Raw genomic sequence first — 19,180 nt, 5'->3', positions numbered from 1 at the left:
GCCCGACCCCGTGGGTGCCCGTACCCCTGCCGAAAACCGGCCTCTGATCGCTACCGTGAGCGACCGTAAGAGCTCACCTCTAGCGAAAGGTCACGACCCCCATGAAGGGTTTCAAGGACTTCGTCATGCGCGGCAACCTCGTCGAGCTTGCCGTCGCATTCATCATCGGCGCGGCCTTCGCCGCCGTGGTCACGGCCTTCACCAAGGTCATCATCGAGCTGCTCGCCAAGGCTGGCGGTGCTCCCAACTTCGACAAGTGGCATCCCGGCAACCTGGTTTCGGTCGGCCCGTTCCTGACCGCACTCGTCGCCTTCCTCATCATGGCGTTCGTCGTGTACTTCTTCGTCGTCAAGCCCTACGAGGCAGCCAAGTCCCGGTTCGCCACGTCGGAGGAGGTCGACGCCGCTCCCGACGAGGACATCCTGCTGCTGCGCGAGATCCGCGACAGCCTCCGGGCCCGCGCCTGAGCATCGCTGCAGTGCGACGACGGCGCCGGTCCCCGCACGGGGGCCGGCGCCGTCGTCGCACCGGGCTCAGTCCGTGCCCCAGTGCGGGGGACGCTGCTCCTCGAGCCACCGGTCGTGGGCGCTCTGGTCGCGCCGCTCGCCCCACCCGAGGTCGGTGTCGTCCTTGGTCTGCTCGGCCGGGCGCACGACGCGCCGCCCGCGCAGCCGACGTCCCCGGGCGCCGGCGTCGGCCGTGGGCACGAACCCGTCGTCCGTGACCGCCTCCAGCGAGCCGTCGGCGGGGTCGTCGAGACCGGCCGCTGACCCGAGGGGGAGCGGGCACGTCCGCGGCCGCTGGGTCCGCGGCCGCTGGGTCCGCGGCCTCTTCGTCCGCGGCCGTCGGCTGCGTCCGCGCGGCTGCCGCACGGGTCAGGGCCGCGTGGACGCGAGAGACGTCCCGGGCGGGGTCGCGGAACAGGTCCGTCGACCAGACGCGCACGTGCGTCCACCCGAGTCGCCCGAGCTGCTCGGCCCGCAGCCGGTCACGGTCCCGGGTGCTGTGCATGCCGACATACGCCGGGCCGTCGGTCTCGACGGCAACGAGCACCCGGCCAGGCAGGTCCGGGTCCTCGACGGCGAGGTCGACCGGATGGTCGGCGCCGCCGTAGCTCTCGTGGACGACCAGGCCAGAGCCCCGCAGCCGCGCGGCGAACTCGCTGCGCAGCGGGTCCGCCACCGCGGCGCCGCCCTTCGATGCCGGCGCCTGGCCATCGGGTGCCACCGGCAGGGTGCCGTCGGCGGCATACGCCAGGAAGTCGCGCAGCATGACCGCCCCACGCGCCTTGAGCCGGGCGGGGTCGAGGTCGGCTGCCACGAGCGAGGACACGACGGTCATGCGGCGCCGGGCACGGGTGATCGCGACGTTGAGGCGCCGCTCGCCGCCCTCGAGGTTGAGCGGGCCGAAACGGTGGAGCACCCGGCCGTGCGGGGTCTTGCCGTAGCCGACGGACACGATGATGGCGTCGCGCTCGTCGCCCTGGACGCGCTCGAGGTTCTTGACGAAGAAGCGCTCGGGACGGTCCTCGTCGAAGAAGTCGCCGAGGCCGTCGGCGTCGGCGAGCGCCCTCCGCAAGGCGTCGTCCAGCCGGTTGGCGTGCTTGATGCCCAGTGCGATGACGCCCAGGGACTCCTGAGGGCGCGAGCGGGCGTGGTCGAGCACGAGCGCGACCACCCGGCTGACCTCGGCCTCGGTCGACTCGATGGCCTCCTCACCGGGCTGCACGACACCGGATCCCTCCACGCACTCGAGACGCACGACCGGCTCGGACCCCGTGCCGGGGAACGTCACGAGCGAGCCGTCGTAGATCTCGTGGTTGGCGAAGGCCACCAGCCGCTGGTCGAGCGAGCGGTAGTGCCACGCGAGCCGGCGGGTGGGCAGCGCCGCGGTGAGCACGTCGAGCACCGACTCGAACCCCTCGGTGAGCACCTCGCTCTCGGGGGCGCCCTCCTCGTCCACCGCCGAGGTGAAGAAGGTCGTCGGCGGCAGCTGGCGCTCGTCGCCGGCGACCACGACCTGCTTGGCTCGCGAGATGGCAGAGACGGCCTGGGCGGGCGGGATCTGGGAGGCCTCGTCGAAGATGACCACGTCGAACCACTGACCGGGCGGCAGCACCGACGCGACGACGAGGGGCGACATCGCCCAGGCGGGCTTGGCAGCGGTGAGCGTCTCGCCGGCCCGCGGCAGCAGGTCGCGCAACGATCGGTGGCGACGGGCCTTGCCGGCCTCGGCGCGAACCAGCGCCTCCTGCTCGGGGTGGTCGGCGAGGACCTCACGCAGCCGGCGGCCGGCGCCGGCCCGCACCCGGTCGACGCTCGCCCGCAGGTGGTCGTGGTCGGCGGCGACGTACTCGCCGACCACCCGCTGCAGCTGCGCGCCGTCGTGGGCGCCGTACCTCGGGTCCCGCACAACGAGGTCTTCACACAGCGACGTCCACCACACGAAGTCCAGCTCGGTCGCCACGTCGTCAGGCTCGACGCCGCGACGGGCGAGGTCGTCGACGAGGGCGCCCATGCCTGCCTCGCGCAGATCGTCGAGGGCGCCGAGCACCTGCGGCAGGATCGTGAGTCGCTCGGGTCGGTCCGCGAGGTCGCGCATCCGCTGCTGCAGCTCGTCGATCGGAGTCGCCACGAGCTCGCCCCCGCCGGCGGTCGGCGCGAGCCGCTCGCCCAGCCAGGTCAGGTCGAGGGCGACCTTCTCGTATGCCGCGCGCGCCCGATCCAGGTCTGCGGGGATCTCGGGGCGGCCGCCTGCGCCGGCCATCTGCTGCCACGCGACCCGCTGCTTCTGGGCGTCGAGGAGCGCGCCGTGCAGGTCCTGCGGCGGGGGTCCGGGCCTCAGCAACGACCGCGTCTGGCGGCGCAGTCGGAGCCGGGCGTACCAGCCGAGGTCGATCCCGTGCGTCTCGCGGTAGTCCTTGCTCCCGGTGGCGGCCACCAGGTCGGCAAGGGGGATGTCGAACACCTCGGGTCGGAACACCTCCAGGGTCTCGCGCACGCGTCCGACGGTGTCGAGCACCGCGCTCCAGTCGGAGATCCGGGTGGCGTCGGGCAGGCTCACCTCGGCGAAGACCTCGTGCATGGTCTGCTCGAGGTCCTGCAGGCCACCCTGGCTGTACCGCGTCGTGATGTCGCGAGCGCGCACGGCCTCGTCAGCGGTGGCGATCCGGGCGCCGAACCACGGGTCGGTGCCCGGGTCGGTCGACCACGCTCCCAAGGACGCTGCCTCGGTCAGGGCCCGGCCGAGGTCCTGCACCCTGCGCCGGTCGAGGCCGGTCAGCTGCTCGCCGCGCAGCCGCACCCGCGACGTGGGCGGGCGCGGGGCCGCACCGAGCCTGGAGATGGCCTCCTGCGCCTGGTAGGCGGAGACGCCCCACGGCTGGCGCACCTCGTGCAGGGCCTGCGCGTGGCCGACGAGGGTGGCGCGGCGCTCGACCAGCGTGCGCTCGAGCTCTGCGGTGTCGGGGTCCTCGGTCTGGGTGCCGCGCTCGAGGGCGGCGCCGAACTCCTGGGCGAGCCGGCGCTTGTTGGCCGCGCCGTCGTAGGCATCGAGCACGAGGTCCGACAACCCCACGCGGTCGAGTCGCGAGAGCACCGCGTCGATCGCGGCGCGCTTCTCGGCGACGAACAGGACCCGCTTGCCCTCACCTGCGAGGCTCGCGATGAGGTTGGCGATGGTCTGGGACTTGCCGGTGCCAGGTGGGCCCTTGATGACGAGGTGGGCACCGGAGCGCACCGCGTCGATCGCGGCCTGCTGGGTCGAGTCGGCGTCGAGGATGAGCAGCTCGTGGGCAGGGTCGGCGTCGACAGGCGAGTCCGGCACGACGCTGCGAACAGCACGGAGGGCGCTCGGGTCACCCGCGAGCGCAGCCACGACATCGTGGTCGGCCAGCGAATCGCCTTGCGCTGCAAGGTCGGCCACCATCGGAAGCTTGGCGTAGGAGAACGTGCCCACCACGAGCCGCGGTGTCACCGCGAAGTCGGGCACCGACGCGCAGAGACGGATCAGCTCGGCATACACCGGGTTGGGGTCGAAGGCGCCACTCACGGTGGCGAGCTCCTCGAGCGCGCCGGTGTCGAGGTCGAGGCCCTGCTCGGAGCGCAGGTAGTGCTCGAGCACGGGGTTGAGCTCGACGTCGTTGCCGAGGTCGAGGTCGAAGTCCTCCCGTGCGGCCCCGGTCGGCTTGAGCACGCACGAACGCAGCAGGACCGGTGCGGCGGGGGCCCGCGACGCCCCCCGGACGGTCCAGCTGGCCATGCCGATGGCGACGAAGCCCGCGGCGATGCCTCGCTCCTCGGACAGCTCCAGGGTCTTGGCGCGGATGGTGCGCGCTCGCCTGCGTGCCTCGTCGAGGGCCGCGGGCTCACGCACGAGGTCGGACAGCCGGGTGGGGCGTCCCGCGAGCAGCATGGCCAGCCCGCCCGGGTGGGCGGTGGTCAGGTCGAGCGTGCCGCTGGGCAGGTCGCGGTACCAGAGCAGGGTGTTGCGCCCGCCGAGGTCGACGAGGTGGCGCTGCCAGGTCTTGACGGCCTGGGCGACCCGGGTGGCGCGGGGGTCGGCGTCGGGGGCCTCGACCTCGCGTGGCGCCTCGTCGGTATGCCGGGCGGGCGGGTTCGCGGGGCCGCTGGGCTGCGGCGCCACGGGGGTCTCGTCGTTCGGCTGGGTCACCCAAGCAGGCTAACCGCCTCGCAGGTCCATCTGGTCGAGCGACTCAGGCGCAGGGCGCACATCTGCGCCTCGCACCGAGCGGGGGGGCCCGGGACTCGCAGCTAGCTGAGGTCGCGGAGCGGGAGGTACCGGGTGTCGATGCAGCCGGCTCGGCGACCCACGAGCCCGAAGGCCGTCCGGTCGCCCCAGTTGCCCAGCCGCGGGGCCGTGGTGAGCAGCGCGGGGTACATCGCCTGGCGGGCGTCGCCGACGTGCTGGAGCCCCACCACGTGGCCCAGCTCGTGCATGAGCAGGTTGGTCCGCCGCATCCCGGTGCCGAAGCCGCCGTGCAGCTGGCGCAGCATCTGGGGGGTGTCGATGACGACGAAACCGCGCTGCGCGGCCACGGAGTACCGCGTCGTGCCGTTGCTGGTCATGCTCGACCAGGCGTAGTAGAGGCCACCCTCGCCGACGGCCGAACCCGACAGGTTGTAGGTGGTCTGGCTGGGCGTCGTGTAGGCGATGACCAGCTCGGCGCTCTGGCGTGGCAACGAACCGACGCGCGGCACCTCACTGGTGGCCCCCTTGTAGGAGAACCGGAACCCGGTGTAGAGGGCGAGCTGGTTGACGGTGGTCTGGGTCTCGCTGAGGATCGTCGGGCGCAGCGAGGCGGGGACCGCGGCGAGGTTGACCTTGTAGGTGATGTCGGTCTGGCAGCCGTTCCAGCGCACGACGGCCCTGGTGCCGTTGGGCAGGGAGGCGTAGGTGAGCTGGTAGCTCGCGACGGCGCCGGTGGCGTTCAGAGGTGCGCTCGCCAGGACGGCGGCGACCATGCTGAGCGCGCCGACCAGGCTGGCAAGGACGCGGAGCGGCCTGTTCATGACGGTCCTCGGGTGGGTTGCGGTGGACGAGGCGCCCCCGACTGGCACCCGTTTGGGTCCTTTGAGTATGGGTCGCGACTTTGGTCCGCCTCGCCAACCGCAGCCAAACTCAACCGAATGGAGGAGCAAGGTTCACCCAGCAGTCGGAGGGGTGGACCCATCCAGCGCCCCAGCCGCACCGAATGACCGACACACGAGCGGGCGCCGAGGCGTTCGCCCTCCTCGTCCATCGATCGGCGGCCCAGCGATGTCCACTGTCGTCCTTCCATCCCCTGCGCGGGGCCTGGTCCGCGCCCCGTCCCGCCTGAGCCGCACTCGCGAGCGGCTGGCGTGGGCACTCGGGGCCGCGTGGCTGCTGGACGCCGTGCTCCAGCTCCAGCCGTTCATGTTCACCCAAGGCTTCCCGAAGGACGTCTTGCTGCCCGCCGGCGAGGGCAGTCCGGCGTGGGTCTCGGCGCCCGTGGCCTGGTCGGCCGGTCTGGTCGCGGACCACGTGGTGCTGCTCAACTCGCTCTTCGCCCTCACCCAGCTGGCGATCGCGGTCGGCATCATCAGGCGACGCACCCGCAAGGCTGCCCTCGTGGTCTCGATCGCCTGGGCGCTGCTGGTCTGGTGGCTGGGCGAGGGGCTCGGCATGCTCTTCGCCGGACCGATGTCGCCGCTCATGGGGCTGCCTGGCGCTGTCGTGCTCTACGCCCTGATGGGCGTCCTCGTCTGGCCCGTCGCGAACGACGGCATCGGCGCGGTCGCGTCCGACGGCGGCGCGGTGGCGACCACCAGCCCACTCAGCGCGACGGGTGCACGGCTGGCCTGGCTGGGGCTGTGGACGCTCTTCGTCGTCGAGACCCTCGTTCCCGCCGGCCGGGACGTCGAGGCGTGGGTTCTGGCCACGGCCTGCGCGGTGGTCGCCTCGGGTGCCTTCGCGCCGCCGCGCTGGCAGAAGCTCTCGCTGCTCCTCGCCGTGGCCCTCTCCGCCGTGATCTGGACGTTCGGCGAGGACTTCGGAGCACTGGCGACGGGGCGCTCCACCGACCCCAACAGCGGCCCGCTGCTGGCCCTGCTGGCGCTGTGCTATTGGCCGTGGCCCCCCATCCGGTATGCCGCCGGCGACGAAGTACCGGTGGTGATGCGGAAGCGATCCGCACCGCAGGGATGACCCGAGGAGGCCGCGCCCATGGCTGGAAGTCCACGTACGAGAACGACCGATCCTCATCGCATGACCCGGACCGCCCTGGTTCTCGGCGCGACGGCAGTCGCGGCAGTCGTCCTTGCCGCGTGCGGCGCGTCCGGCTCCACCGGGGCGAGCGCCTCCGCCGGCACCTCGATGTCATCGACCTCGGCGACCTCGATGCCGTCGGCGTCGGGGTCCTCGTCGACGATGGCCCCGATGCCGAAGTCCGGCGCCATGATCCACATCAGCTCGTTCCGATACGAGGTTCCCGCCTCAGTCGCGCCAGGAGCGACCGTGAGCGTCATGAACATGGACGGGGAGAACCACACCGTCACCGCTGACTCCGGCAACGCCTTTGACGCCAAGGCCACGGCCGGCACCACGGTCACCTTCGTCGCACCCGCCAAGGCCGGGACCTATCCGTTCCACTGCGCCTACCACGCGAACATGCACGGCGTCCTGGTCGTGAAGTGACCAGGTCAGGTTGCGTGAAGTTGTTGCCGCAGAGGGCAATCCGAAACAGCTCGTGATCCGAATCACGCAGCGTACGAACTCACGACGGGAAACCCCGCACCGAACAGGAGATTCACGCATGAAGAAGTCAAAGAAGGCTCTACTGCTGCTCGCCCCCACCTTCGCCCTTGGCGCAGGAATGCTGGCGATGGCGGGCTCGGCGTCGGCTGCCTCCTCGACCGCGTATGAGGCCCAGCTCAAGGCCCTCAACCACTCGACCGCCAGCGGCACCGTGATGATCTCCCTCAACGGTTCGCAGGCGACCATCACCGAGCACGTGTCCGGTCTGGCGGCGACGTTCGGCGGCAAGCCCTACCCGCACGTGCAGCACATCCACATCGGCGCCCAGGGCTCCTGCCCGACCCCGTCCGCGGACAAGAACGCTGACGGCGTCGTCTCCACCACCGAGGGCGCTCCGTTCTACGGTGGCATCGGCACCACGCTGTCCACCTCGGGCGACACGAGCCCCGCCGCCGGCACCACGCTGACGGTCGCCCCCTCGGGCGCCTCGTTCACCTACAGCCGGACGATCACCCTGGACGCCAAGACGCTTGCGTCGCTGCAGGCCGGCACCGGTGTCGTGGTCGTCCACGGGCTCGACCCGGCCACCCTGTCCGCGAAGGCCCAGGCCGAGAAGAGCGACCTGGTCCCCTCCCTGCCGCTCGCGGCAACCTCACCTGCGCTCTGCGGCACCCTCACGGCCTCGCAGATGACCGCGATGCCCGGCGGCGCTGCGGGCACCGGCGGCGGCAGCACTGCCGGCACCCAGGATGAGGGTGTCCTCGCCCTGGGCGGCGCCCTGGTCCTCGCCGGCGCCATGGCCGGTGGGGTGGCGCTGCGTCGCCGCACCCCGGTCGCCAGCTGATCGACAGCAGCACCTCACCGATGAACACCGCGCAGCACGGTCGACGCATTCGCCTGTCGGCGGGCGCGTTGGCCGTGCTGCTCGCGCTCGTGGGCGCGGCGTTCCTGGGCATCGGCATCCACGCCCAGGAGCACGCACCGCAACCACCGGCGTCGGCGGCGATCCCGTACTCCACAACCGCCACCCACTCGACCTCACCCACCCCATCGGCAGCAACCCCAGGGCCGCGGTCCGCAGGCGCGGTGACCGGCCCGGTCCTCAACGCCTCGATCCCCACGCGCCTCGACATCCCGGCGATCGGGGTGAGCTCGACGCTGATCGAGCTGGGCCTCAACCCCGACCACTCGGTGCAGGTCCCACCACAGGGTCGCGACTCTCGCGCCGGCTGGTACCGCTACTCACCGACACCCGGAGCCCTCGGGCCGGCGGTCCTGCTCGGCCACGTGGACTCAGTGCAGTACGGCCCCGGGGTGTTCTTCAAGCTCGGCGCGCTGCGTCCCGGCACCCTGCTGACCGTCACCCGCGCAGACCACACCGCTGCGGTCTTCCGCGTGGACCGGGTGGTGTCGTACCCGAAGGACCGCTTCCCCACCCTCGAGGTGTACGGCAACACCGACCACGCGGCGCTGCGGCTCATCACCTGCGGCGGCGCGTTCAACCTCTCCAGCCACAGCTACGAGAACAACATCGTCGCCTACGCCTCACTGGTCTCCAGCCACGCGGCGTGACGCCCGCTCCCCGGCGCACGCGAACAACGACCCGACGAAAGGAACGCCGCCATGAGAGCACAAACCTGGCCACTGGTCGCCATCACGGCGGGCCTGCTCCTGACCGGCTGTGGCGCCCCACCGCCCACGCACCCGACGAGCAGCGCGATGCGGGGAATGTCGATGGCGCCGGGCGCGACCATGCCAGCGACAGCCGCGAAACCCTCGGCTGCTGCCCAGATGATCTGCAGCGACGACATCATGAGCAAGGTGAAGCAGGTCCTCAAGCTGCGCTCGACGCCAGCGACCCACACGACATTCATCGACCAGCGCTTCACGTGCACCTACGACCTGCCGATGGGCCCCCTCGCCCTGTCGGTCAAGGACTCCCCCGGCAAACCCGCGGCCGGCGCGTACTACGCGGCTCTGCGTCCCACCCTCGGAGCGACCGAGAGCCTGATCGGCCTCGGCGAGAAGGCCTACGGCACCAGCACGGGAACGGTCGTGGTGCTCAAGGACAGCCAGACCCTGCGCGTTGACGCCACCGGCCTGCCCCCGGTGTTCGGGCCCGAGGGCCAGAAGCGCACCGACCTCGCCTACGAGATCGCCTCCGACGTCCTGGGCTGCTGGACCGAAGGCTGACCGCGGCATACGCGAACGGCACGACGCCGAGCAGCTTCGACGCGCCGGTCGCCGGGCCGCTCCACGAACTCTCAGCCGGGTTTGCAAGGGTGTCCCCATCGCCCGTCAAGGAGGCACAGGTGCTGAAGTTCTTCATCGTCGGGATCCTGGCTGTCGCGACCGCCGTGGTGGCCCTCGCTGCGACCCTCGGAGGCTGGGCCTGGTGGGTGCTGCTCGCGCTCGTGGTCGCCCTGCTGGCCCTCGGCATCTGGGACATCGTCCAGCGCAAGCACTCGATCCTGCGCAACTACCCCATCCTCGGGCACATCCGGTTCCTCATGGAGGACATCCGGCCCGAGCTCCAGCAGTACTTCATCGAGCGCAACTACGACGGTCGGCCCTACGACCGCGACATCCGGTCCCTGATCTACGAGCGGTCCAAGGACATCGCCGGTGAGCAGGCCTTCGGCACCGAGCGCGACGTCTACGAGCCCGGGTACGAGTACCTCGTGCACTCGACCACTCCCCTCGACCCGCCGAAGGAGACGCCGCGGGTCCTGGTCGGCGGCCCGGACTGCAGCAAGCCCTACGCGATGGCCTTGCTCAACGTCTCGGCGATGAGCTTCGGCGCGTTGTCCGCCAACGCAATTCGCGCCCTCAACCAGGGCGCCAAGCTGGGCGGCTTCGCCCACGACACCGGTGAGGGCGGCCTGTCGCCGTACCACCAGGAGCATGGCGGCGACCTCGTCTGGGAGATCGGGTCCGGCTACTTCTCCACGCGCACCAAGGACGGCCACTTCGACCGTGGCGAGTTCGCCAGCAAGGCGTCCAGCGACCAGGTCAAGATGGTCTCGCTCAAGCTCAGCCAGGGCGCCAAGCCCGGCATCGGCGGGGTCCTGCCCGCGGCCAAGGTCAGCGCCGAGATCGCCAAGATCCGCGAGGTACCGCAAGGCGAGAAGTGCGTCAGCCCGTCGGCGCACTCGGTCTTCCGCACGCCGGTCGAGCTGATCGAGTTCATCGCCGAGATGCGCGAGCTCTCCGGTGGCAAGCCCGCCGGATTCAAGCTGTGCGTGGGTTCGCGGGTCGACGTGCTGGCCATGTGCAAGGCGATGATCGAGGTGGGCACGACACCGGACTTCATCATCGTCGACGGCGCGGAGGGCGGCACGGCCGCCGCGCCACTGGAGTACGAAGACCACATGGGTATGCCGCTCACCGAGGGCCTCATGCTCGTGCACAACGCGCTGGTCGGCGCTGGCCTGCGAGACAGGGTGCGCATCGGCGCCAGCGGCAAGGTGGCCGCTGCCAACGACATCGTCAAGCGGCTCATCCAGGGCGCCGACTACACCAACGCCGCGCGGGCGATGATGATGGCCGTGGGCTGCATCCAGGCCCAGATGTGCCACACCGACAAGTGCCCGGTGGGTGTCGCGACCCAGGACCCGCGGCGCGCCCGGGCCGTCGACGTCGAGGACAAGAGCCAGCGCGTCCTGCACTACCAGCAGGGCACCGTCGACGAGGCCGTGAAGATGATGGCCTCGATGGGCGCGCGCGACCCCCGCGAGCTCTCGCCCACCCAGCTGCGCAAGGTCATCAGTCCGTGGGAGACCCGCTCCTACGCCGAGCTGTTTGAATGGCTCGCGCCGGGGCAACTGCTTGCCGAGGCCCCGCAGAGCTGGGCGGCCGACTGGGCCGCCGCCGACGCGTCCGCCTTCCGCCCCAGCCTGTCGAGCCCCGGCCCGTCGAATCCCAGGAGCTGATCTGCCATGAGCACCGTCGCCGAACTCATCGTCGAAGCCCTCGCCAACCACGGGGTGTCCTCCGTGTGGGGCGTCGTCGGTGACGCGCTCAACCCGGTCACCGATGCGATCCGGCGCGAGGACCGGGTGGAGTGGATCGGGGTGCGCCACGAGGAGGTCGCGGCCTTCGCGGCATCCGCCCAGGCGCAGCTCACCGGCGACCTCGCGGTGTGCATGGGCACGGTCGGCCCCGGCTCGATCCACCTGCTCAACGGGCTCTACGACGCGAAGAAGTCACACGCACCGGTGCTGGCCATCTGCGGGCAGGTGCCGCTGGCCGAGGTGGGCACGGACTTCTTCCAGGAGGTCGACAACAACCGGCTGTTCAGTGACGTCGCGGTCTTCGCCGAGACGGTGACCAGCGCCGAGCAGATGCCCCAGCTCCTCGAGCGGGCCGTCAACGCGGCGCTCGGTGGTCGGGGCGTCGCGGTGCTCACGCTCCCGGGCGACGTCGGCGGCCTCGAGGTCGCCAAGGGCACCCTGCCGCCCCGCTTCGTCCCGCCTGCCCACCCGGCGGCTGCGTCCTCGGCCGCCATCCAGGACGCCGCAGACGCCATCGGTGCCGATGCCAAGGTCACCCTGCTCGTGGGCTGTGGCGCGCGCGCCGCGCGCGCCGAGGTGCTCTCACTCGCCGAGACGCTCGCCGCACCCATGGTGTTGACGCTCAAGGCCAAGGAGGGACTCGAGCACGACAACCCGTATGCCGTGGGGCAGACGGGCCTGATCGGCAACCCGGCCGCGACGTCCGCCATGGAGGACGCGGACGTCCTCGTGCTCGTGGGGACCGACTTCCCCTACCGGGACTGGATTCCGACGGGGAAGACGGTGATCCAGCTCGACTCCCGGGCTGAGCACGTGGGGCGGCGCACCGCAGTGACCCATGCGCTGGTGGGCGACGCTCGCGCGACCCTGCGCACGCTGCTCCCACTGCTGTCGTCCCGCGAGCCCGGCCGCCACCTGCAGAAGGCGCAGGAGCGCTACGGCGAGTGGATGCAGGCCCAGCGCAAGCTGGCCGAGCCCGGTCACGACGAGTCGCTCCTCGGGCGCCTGCGCAGCAAGGCCGACAACCCCGACGAGCTGATCCGGCCCGAGGCCGTGGCCGTCGCCATCGACCGGCACGCCGGCCCCGACACGATCTTCACGAGCGACACCGGGATGTCGACGGTGTGGCTGGCGCGCCTCGTGCCGATGAGCAACAACCGACGGCTGGTCGGCTCCTTCAACCTCGGGTCGATGGCCAACGCCATGCCCATGGCCCTGGGGGCGCAGGCCCTCGACCGCGACCGCCAGGTCGTGGCGTTCTGCGGGGATGGCGGGCTGATGATGCTGCTCGGCGACCTGCGCACCGCGGTCACCTACAACCTGCCCGCGACCTTCGTCGTCTTCAACAACGGCCGGCTCGGCATGGTCAAGCTCGAGCAGGAGCAGGGTGGCCTGCCCGAGTTCGGGACCGTGCTCGACAACCCCGACCTGGCTGCCGTCGGCGCGGCCCTCGGCCTGACGACCCGGCGGGTCACGGATCCCCACGACCTCGACGAGGCGGTGGCGCAGGCGCTGGCGGCGCGCACGCCCTACCTCCTCGATGTCGTGACGAACCCCGACGAGATCGCCGTGCCGGGCCGCACGAAGCCGTCCCAGGCCTGGGGTTTCGCGATCGCCAAGGCCAAGGAACACATCGTCAGCGCGTGAGCCGTCACGGCCCCCTTCTCGGCCACGGCGTCAGCCGGCGGGCACCAGCTTCCCGAGCAAGCCGTCGGACTCGTGGTTCGGGCCCGCCGAGAAGAGCAGCTCGCCCGTCTTGGCGGCAGCCCCGTTGCCGAACCGCAGACCCCACAGACCGTCGATGGCGATCGGTGCGCCCCGCGGGCTCCGGAGCGGGCCCAGGGAGGCACCGGTGGCCGGGTCGTAGGCGTTGATGTGGCCGTTGCCGAAGTTGCCGACGAGCAGGGCGCCGCCGAACCGGCCGAACCCTGCTGGTGCGAGGGCCAGTCCCCACGGCGAGTTCAGCGCACCACGGGTGACCAGCCGCCGGATCAACGCGCCGTCGTTGGTGTAGACGTCAACGAACCCGTGACCGGGACCGGCGACATCGTCGTGGAGCCGGGCATCCTGCTTCGCGTAGGCGACGTACAGCCTGCCGGCGAGCTCCTGGACATTGAAGGGCGCGTACCCAGCCGGGATCCGCGGGTCCACGAACAGGCCGCCCGGCAGCTCGACGGGCATGAAGGTCGAGTCGTACGCCTCGACCCGCCCGGACCGGAAGTTCGCGGCATACAGGTAGGTCTGGCCGTTGGAGCCCTGCCCGATGGCCAGGCCCTTGTAGACCGCATTGGCGCCGTTCGCCACGGCGGTCTCGGTGACTGTCGACGGCCCGGTGCTCGTCGCCCCGACGGTCCGGTTCCACCCGTCGATGCCACCGTTCTCGGAGTCGAGGAGGAAGGTCGCCGGGCCCGAGTGGCCGCTCGAGTCGCGGACGACGAACCCGGTCGGGTCGGTGTTGAACACCTGCCCGGTGGGTGCGCCGGACGTGACGGTCACGACCAGCGGAGCCTTGGTCACCGAGGTGGCGGTGCCGCCGGTGTACAACGTGGTCAGGTCGGTGCCGTTGTCCGACACCCACAGGGGCGAGCCGGGCGACTGGTCGGTGCCCGGGGTGGCAGACAGTCCCCAGGCGTTGACCAGGTCGAGGTCGAGCACCGCGGCGAGGCCGGGGATGTCCGAGACCAGGTTGACCTGGTGGAACCCCGCCGGGTGCGCACCGGCGGAGGTGGCGCCTGCCGGGCCGACCGCGGCGCCTGCCGGGCCGACCGCGGCGGCAGTCAGGGTCAGCATCGCGGCCGAGGCCAGGGCGGCGGCCGACCCCCAGCGCGCTCGCCGGTTCCCGACGGTGCGTGCGGTGGGCTGGGTGAGGAGGGCGGATCGGGCATTCATCGCGCATCACCGGCATGTGTCGACGCGGCACCGTAGTTGAAGGCGGCGACTCCTTCAGCCAGTCCTACCCCCGCCCTCGGCCCGTGGCAAGACGCAAGCTCGACTCGCCTGCGCGGCATCCGCCCCTATCCTCGAGCCATCCCCGAATCCCGCAAGGAGTCATCGCATGGACATGCGCCTGGAACTCGTCCCCCTGCCCACGAAGGACGTGGAGCGCAGCAAGGAGTTCTACGTCGACCGGGTGGGGTTCGTCCTCGACCATGACGTGGAGCCGGGGAACGGTATGCGGGTGGTGCAGCTGACCCCGCCCGGCTCCGCCTGCTCGATCGTCGTCGGCGTCGGCATCGGCGACCCCGAGGCGCCGCCGGTGCGCAACCTCCACCTCGTGGTCGACGACATCGACGACGCGCGCGCGTCCCTGTCGGGCAAGGGCGTCGACATCTCCGACGTCCACGACATGGGCGGCGTCAAGTACGCGTACTTCAGCGACCCCGACGGCAACTCGTGGGCCCTGCAGCAGCTGTCTCGCTGACCGGGGCGAGGGGCCGCGCATGGAGCGCCTCGTCTCAAAAGTGCGCGAATGGTGCGAAGGTCATGCAGACTGGCCGAATGGCCGCGAAAACCCTTCGACAGCATTTTTCCTGCAGATGACCGGAACCGCGAACGCCGAGGGCAGCGTCGTTCGCCGAATTCTTGTGGTCGATGACGACGAGCTCATCCTCGAGGTCGCCCAGATGAGCCTGGAGATGGTCGGCGGCTGGACCGTGACGACGGCCGCCGACGGCCGAGAGGGGCTGGAACGCGCTCGCGCCGACCTGCCGGACGCGATCGTCATGGACGTCATGATGCCCGGCATGGACGGTCCCACCGCGGCGCTGGCGCTGCGGGCGGACCCCGCCACCGCCGGCATACCCATCGTGCTGCTCACGGCGAAGGTCCAGGCCGCGGAGCGCGCGGCGATGGCCGTGCTGCCCGTGGCGGGCGTGCTCACCAAGCCGTTCGACCCGATGCAGCTCCCCGCCGAGCTCTCCGCACTCCTGGGCTGGTCCTGATGGCGATGGACAGGGAACCCATGGACCAGGAACCGATGGACCACGAGCCGATGGACGCGGCGATGGCTGCCTTCCGCGACCGCGCCCGAGCCACCAACCTTGCCCGGGCGCAGGTCATCGCCGAGGCGCTCCAGTCCATGCACGACGGCGAGCTCGTCGAGGACGTACGGCTGACCGCGAGTCGCGCCGCACACTCGCTCGCCGGGTCGGCCGGCACGTTCGGCTTCGCCGCGGCCAGCCAGCTGGGCCGGGACCTCGAGGCACTGCTGGACGGCGTGGACGAGCCGGCCCGCGTCGACGACGCCGAGGTCACGCAGGCCCGGGCGGCGCGCGGCTTGGCGCAGGTCGCCCAGCTCCGCGAGGCGCTCGCCGCCACGCCGACGACCAATGGAAGGGAATCCGGTGAAGCGACCACCTGAGCAGGAACGCGCCGAGCCGACCGGCGGGATCGCCCTGCGCCGCGGGCTGCTGCTCGCGGCCGTCGTGGCGGTCGTCCTGCCGCTGCTGGTCGTGGCCACCGCCCTGACCGGCTTCACCGAGGTCCAGCGATCACACGGGAACGCCCTGCGGCTGCTGACCGCGCAGCGGTACCAGCAGGACGCGGACATGCTGCACGACGCGATCTATGCCGACGTCTTGGCGGCCGTGCTCAACAGCGGCGCTGACGGAGGGGTCCCGGCGCTGGACGAGTCGGTGGACGTGCACGTCGCACAGCTCGACCGCGACTTGGTCCGCCTGGACCCGGTCGACACGCCTGCCTCGCTCGCGGCCGACATCGACCGGCTGCGACCCACGCTGAGGGCCTATGGCGCCCAGGCCGTGGCCCTGGTCGACCTCATGCGGACCGATCCGACGGCGGCGCGGGCCAAGCTGCCGAGCTTCGAGAGCGCCTACCGGGCGCTGGAAAAGCCTCAGGCGGACCTCACGGTGAGTCTGGCTCGCGAGGCTGCGGTGCAGACTGCTGCGGCCGACAGCCGACAGACCCAGGCGGTGGCATCGACCACGGCCGCGGCGGCCGCGGTGCTGGTGGCGATGCTGCTCCTGGCCTTCTTCCTGTACCGCCTCGTGACCGGCAACGAGGTCCTGCTGCACCGCCTGGAGGACAACGCCGAGCAGCTGGCCCACAGCAACGACGAGCTGCGGGATGCCCAGCAGATGGCCCACATCGGCAGCTGGCAATGGAGCCCGCACCTCGGTGTCGCCCAGTGGAGCGACGAGTTCTACCGCATCCTCGGCCTTGCTCCCGGCACTGCGGGCGACCATGAGGCCCTGTTCGCCGCGCGGGTCCACCCCGAGGACATGCCTGACGTCCTCCGCGACCGGCACGAGGTCGCGCGGTCCCTCGCCGACGTGTACTCCCACTACCGGATCGTTCGGCCCGACGGGAACGTGCGAGAGGTCGTGGCCCTGGGTAAGGCAGTTCGTGACGACCAGGGCGAGATCGTGCGCCTGGTCGGGACCTTGCAGGACGTCACCGAGCAGCGCGAGCTGGAACGGCTGAAGGACGAGTTCGTCGGCGTCATCAGCCACGAGCTGCGCACCCCGCTGACCTCCATCAGGGGCGCGCTCGGACTCATCGCAGGCGGCGCCGTGGGCACCCTCCCGCCGAAGGCGCAGCGGATGGCCGACGTGGCCCTCAACAGCTGCCAGCGACTGGTGCGCCTCGTCAACGACATCCTCGACGTCGAGAAGATGGCGGCCGGCAAGCTCGAGCTCGACCTGGCGCCGCTGCCCGCGGCCGAGGTCGTCGCCGACGCGATCGCCGAGATGAAGGCTATGGCCGACCAGGCGAACGTCACCATCGCCGCGATGCCGATCGACGCCGTGGTCCTGGCAGACCGCGACCGGGTGGCCCAGGCCCTGACCAACCTGATCAGCAACGCCGTGAAGTTCTCCCCGGCCGGTGGCACGGTGCTGGTGGCGGTCGGACCGTCGGACTCCAAGGACCCCAATGCCTCCAAGGAGTTCGTCCAGTTCACCGTCACCGACGAGGGCAGCGGCATACCGGCTGACCAGCTCGAGGCGATCTTTGACAGGTTCACCCAGGCCGACGCGTCCGACACCCGCGCGAAGGGCGGCACCGGTCTGGGCCTGCCGATCTGTCGCGGGATCGTCGAGCAGCACGGCGGCCGGATCTGGGCCACCAGCGAGCCCGGTCAGGGGAGCACCTTCGCGTTCACGCTGCCCGCGGCTCCCGCTCCGGGCGAGGAGATGGATGCCGGCCCGCTACCGATCGGCGCGGTGCTGGTCTGCGATGACGACCCCGACGTGGTCGAGGTGCTGGGCGCGATGTTGGAGTCCCATGGCTACAGCACGCTGCGCGCACACAGCGGCCCCGAAGCGCTCGCCCTGGCCGCCGACCAGGCACCCAGCGTCGTGCTGATGGACCTGCGCATGCCCGGCATGACCGGCTGGGAGACCATCGCCGCGCTGCGCGCCGACCCGGTCACGGCGGAGATCCCGATCATCATCCTCAGCGCCCTGGCGCCCGACGACATGGCCGTCCCCGCAGCCTCGTCCTGGCTCACCAAACCGGTTGACCAGCGGGCCCTCATGGCGTCCCTGCGCCGAGCACTGGGAACGGGTCCCACCACCAGCGTCCTGGTCGTCGAGGACGACGAGGACCTCGGTGACGTCCTGCAGGCGTTCTTCACCGACCACGGGGTCCACGCACGGATCGCCCGGACCGGCGCGCAGGCCCTGGCGATGAGCCGCGAGGTCCCCCCGGACCTGCTCGTCCTGGACCTGGGCCTCCCGGACATCGACGGGTATGCCGTGGTCGAGGCGATGCGACGCGACGACCGGTTGCGGTCCCTGCCGTTGCTCGTCTACACCGGGTCGCAGCTCACCTCGGCGGACCGGCACCGGCTGCTGCTCGGCGAGACCCGGTTCGTGACGAAGTCCGGCGAGTCGTCGGCGGACTTCGCACGCAAGGTCATCAGCCTCCTGCGCAAGGTCACTGCCGACTCGTGACCGGATCTTCGCGCGGCAGGACCAGGTCGAACGCGGTGGTCGGAATCGGCGCGCGGACCATCCGGCCACCGCAGGCCGCGGCGAGCTTCTCCGCCACGTCCAGACCCATCCCGGCCCCGGCCGTCGCGTGCTGTCCGGCTGCCGGGCGCACCGACGTGCCCTGATCGGCCACCCGCAGCCGGACGCTGTCGGCCATCACCCTGACGCTGACCTCGATGTCACCGGACCCGTGCTTGAGGGCGTTGTCGATGAGGACGTCCAGCACCTGGGAGGTCGGGCCCGCCGGGGCCGGCACCTGGCAGTCGGGCAGCGTGCCAGCGACCCGCAGCTCGCGGCCGGCCGCCCGCGCCAGCGATGCCCATCGGTGCGTGGCGTGCACCGCCACGACCGCGGGGTCGGTCTGGTAGCGCCCGGTGGGCAGTGCACCACGACGGGCCAGGGCGAGCAGGTCCGCGATGATCTCGGCGAGCCGGTCGACCTCGTTGCGGGAGCGGTGCACTGCTGCCCGCACGCGACGAGGCGTCTCGGGATCCATGGTGAGCTCGTCGAGCTGCAGCCCGAGGGCGGTCAGCGGCGTACGCAGCTGGTGCGCTGCCTGCCCACTGAAGGCCCGCTCCTGGGCCAGCTGGGTCCTGAGGCGCAGGGCACTCAGCCCCATGGCCGCCGAGACCTCTGCGGCCAACCCATCGGTGGGCGGCTCGACGTCCTGGCTTGCCGGGCTCAGGTCGCCGAGCTGCCGCGCCTGGACCAGCAAGACTTCCAGCGAGCGGCGGTGGCGTGCGTTCAGGACGTACGACCCGGCAGCGAAGACCGCGCACGCCAGCGCGCCCACGACGGCGCCCCACACCCACCCCTCGATGGTTTCGAGCTGGGTGAGGCCGAACACCCCACCCAGGACAGCCAGGGCTGTCGCGAGCACCCGGTGCCAGGGCGCAGCCGACCAACGGGCCAAGCGGTGCGCTCTGGTCATGTGCATCCCCTAGCGAGAATCCCCCGTGCTCTTCAGTTGTGCTCTTG

17 protein-coding genes are annotated in these 19,180 nt (G+C 71.4%); 12 read left to right on the top strand and 5 right to left on the bottom strand.

Features of this window, described 5'->3' with window-relative positions:
• Positions 1 to 101: 101 nt before the first annotated feature.
• Positions 102 to 467: a large conductance mechanosensitive channel protein MscL gene (gene mscL, locus GKE56_RS15590; RefSeq protein WP_154685321.1), complete on the top strand. Its 366-nt coding sequence runs from the start codon at positions 102 to 104 to the stop codon at positions 465 to 467.
• On the opposite strand, the gene GKE56_RS15585 is transcribed toward mscL, so the two are convergent.
• Together GKE56_RS15585 and GKE56_RS15580 are read right to left on the bottom strand one after the other, a co-directional pair.
• Positions 349 to 4,671 (bottom strand): AAA domain-containing protein, encoded by a 4,323-nt coding sequence (locus GKE56_RS15585; protein ID WP_230209023.1) that lies wholly within the window; start codon positions 4,669 to 4,671, stop codon positions 349 to 351. The genes mscL and GKE56_RS15585 overlap by 119 nt on opposite strands.
• 101 nt (positions 4,672 to 4,772) lie before the next feature.
• Positions 4,773 to 5,531, bottom strand: coding sequence for a hypothetical protein (locus GKE56_RS15580; RefSeq protein ID WP_154685320.1), 759 nt, complete (start codon positions 5,529 to 5,531; stop codon positions 4,773 to 4,775).
• 247 nt (positions 5,532 to 5,778) lie between these two features.
• Between GKE56_RS15580 and GKE56_RS15575 the strand changes: the two genes are divergently transcribed.
• Positions 5,779 to 6,687 carry a hypothetical protein gene (locus GKE56_RS15575; protein WP_154685319.1) on the top strand — a complete coding sequence of 303 codons (909 nt, stop codon included), beginning with the start codon at positions 5,779 to 5,781 and terminating at the stop codon, positions 6,685 to 6,687.
• Positions 6,688 to 6,740: 53 nt separating this feature from the next.
• On the opposite strand, the gene GKE56_RS15570 is transcribed toward GKE56_RS15575, so the two are convergent.
• Positions 6,741 to 6,938, bottom strand: a complete 198-nt coding sequence (locus tag GKE56_RS15570) for a hypothetical protein (protein WP_154685318.1) — start codon at positions 6,936 to 6,938, stop codon at positions 6,741 to 6,743.
• Between the two features lie 67 nt (positions 6,939 to 7,005).
• Here GKE56_RS15570 and GKE56_RS15565 point away from each other — a divergent pair, with 67 nt between their 5' ends.
• The 6 genes from GKE56_RS15565 to GKE56_RS15540 all read left to right on the top strand — a co-directional run bounded on the left by GKE56_RS15565 (position 7,006) and on the right by GKE56_RS15540 (position 12,896).
• A complete protein-coding gene (locus tag GKE56_RS15565; RefSeq protein WP_230209346.1) occupies positions 7,006 to 7,176 on the top strand; it encodes a cupredoxin domain-containing protein in 171 nt (56 codons plus the stop codon).
• A gap of 118 nt (positions 7,177 to 7,294) precedes the next feature.
• Positions 7,295 to 8,080 carry a hypothetical protein gene (locus GKE56_RS15560; protein WP_154685316.1) on the top strand — a complete coding sequence of 262 codons (786 nt, stop codon included), beginning with the start codon at positions 7,295 to 7,297 and terminating at the stop codon, positions 8,078 to 8,080.
• A gap of 20 nt (positions 8,081 to 8,100) precedes the next feature.
• On the top strand, positions 8,101 to 8,808 hold the full coding sequence (locus tag GKE56_RS15555; protein WP_154685315.1) for a class F sortase: 708 nt from the start codon (positions 8,101 to 8,103) through the stop codon (positions 8,806 to 8,808).
• Positions 8,809 to 8,859: 51 nt separating this feature from the next.
• Positions 8,860 to 9,429, top strand: a complete 570-nt coding sequence (locus GKE56_RS15550; RefSeq protein WP_154685314.1) for a hypothetical protein — start codon at positions 8,860 to 8,862, stop codon at positions 9,427 to 9,429.
• Positions 9,430 to 9,548: 119 nt separating this feature from the next.
• Positions 9,549 to 11,168 carry an FMN-binding glutamate synthase family protein gene (locus GKE56_RS15545; protein WP_195908173.1) on the top strand — a complete coding sequence of 540 codons (1,620 nt, stop codon included), beginning with the start codon at positions 9,549 to 9,551 and terminating at the stop codon, positions 11,166 to 11,168.
• 6 nt (positions 11,169 to 11,174) lie between these two features.
• On the top strand, positions 11,175 to 12,896 hold the full coding sequence (locus tag GKE56_RS15540) for a thiamine pyrophosphate-dependent enzyme (RefSeq protein WP_154685313.1): 1,722 nt from the start codon (positions 11,175 to 11,177) through the stop codon (positions 12,894 to 12,896).
• Between the two features lie 30 nt (positions 12,897 to 12,926).
• Here the strand turns inward: GKE56_RS15540 and GKE56_RS15535 are convergent, their stop codons facing one another.
• The gene (locus tag GKE56_RS15535) at positions 12,927 to 14,138 is read right to left on the bottom strand and encodes a TIGR03118 family protein (protein WP_154685312.1); all 1,212 of its coding nucleotides are present in this window, start codon (positions 14,136 to 14,138) and stop codon (positions 12,927 to 12,929) included.
• 166 nt (positions 14,139 to 14,304) lie between these two features.
• On the opposite strand from GKE56_RS15535, the gene GKE56_RS15530 reads away from it, so the two are divergent.
• The 4 genes from GKE56_RS15530 (at position 14,305) to GKE56_RS15515 (ending at position 18,163) form a co-directional block, all read left to right on the top strand.
• Positions 14,305 to 14,670: a VOC family protein gene (locus GKE56_RS15530; RefSeq protein ID WP_154685311.1), complete on the top strand. Its 366-nt coding sequence runs from the start codon at positions 14,305 to 14,307 to the stop codon at positions 14,668 to 14,670.
• A gap of 115 nt (positions 14,671 to 14,785) precedes the next feature.
• Complete coding sequence (locus GKE56_RS15525) at positions 14,786 to 15,190, top strand: response regulator (protein ID WP_154685310.1); 405 nt, start codon at positions 14,786 to 14,788, stop codon at positions 15,188 to 15,190.
• A 20-nt stretch (positions 15,191 to 15,210) separates the two neighbouring features.
• A complete protein-coding gene (locus tag GKE56_RS15520) occupies positions 15,211 to 15,609 on the top strand; it encodes an Hpt domain-containing protein (RefSeq protein WP_195908172.1) in 399 nt (132 codons plus the stop codon).
• The gene (locus GKE56_RS15515) at positions 15,593 to 18,163 is read left to right on the top strand and encodes a response regulator (protein WP_195908171.1); all 2,571 of its coding nucleotides are present in this window, start codon (positions 15,593 to 15,595) and stop codon (positions 18,161 to 18,163) included. The genes GKE56_RS15520 and GKE56_RS15515 overlap by 17 nt, the downstream gene beginning before the upstream one ends.
• Here GKE56_RS15515 and GKE56_RS15510 read toward each other — a convergent pair.
• Positions 18,147 to 19,115, bottom strand: a complete 969-nt coding sequence (locus GKE56_RS15510) for a sensor histidine kinase KdpD (RefSeq protein WP_195908170.1) — start codon at positions 19,113 to 19,115, stop codon at positions 18,147 to 18,149. The genes GKE56_RS15515 and GKE56_RS15510 overlap by 17 nt on opposite strands.
• Positions 19,116 to 19,180 lie beyond the last annotated feature (65 nt).

The sequence above is a fragment of the Nostocoides sp. HKS02 genome (genome assembly GCF_009707485.1).
Classification (GTDB): domain Bacteria; phylum Actinomycetota; class Actinomycetes; order Actinomycetales; family Dermatophilaceae; genus Pedococcus.
This window is presented reverse-complemented; position numbering and strand designations above follow the sequence as displayed.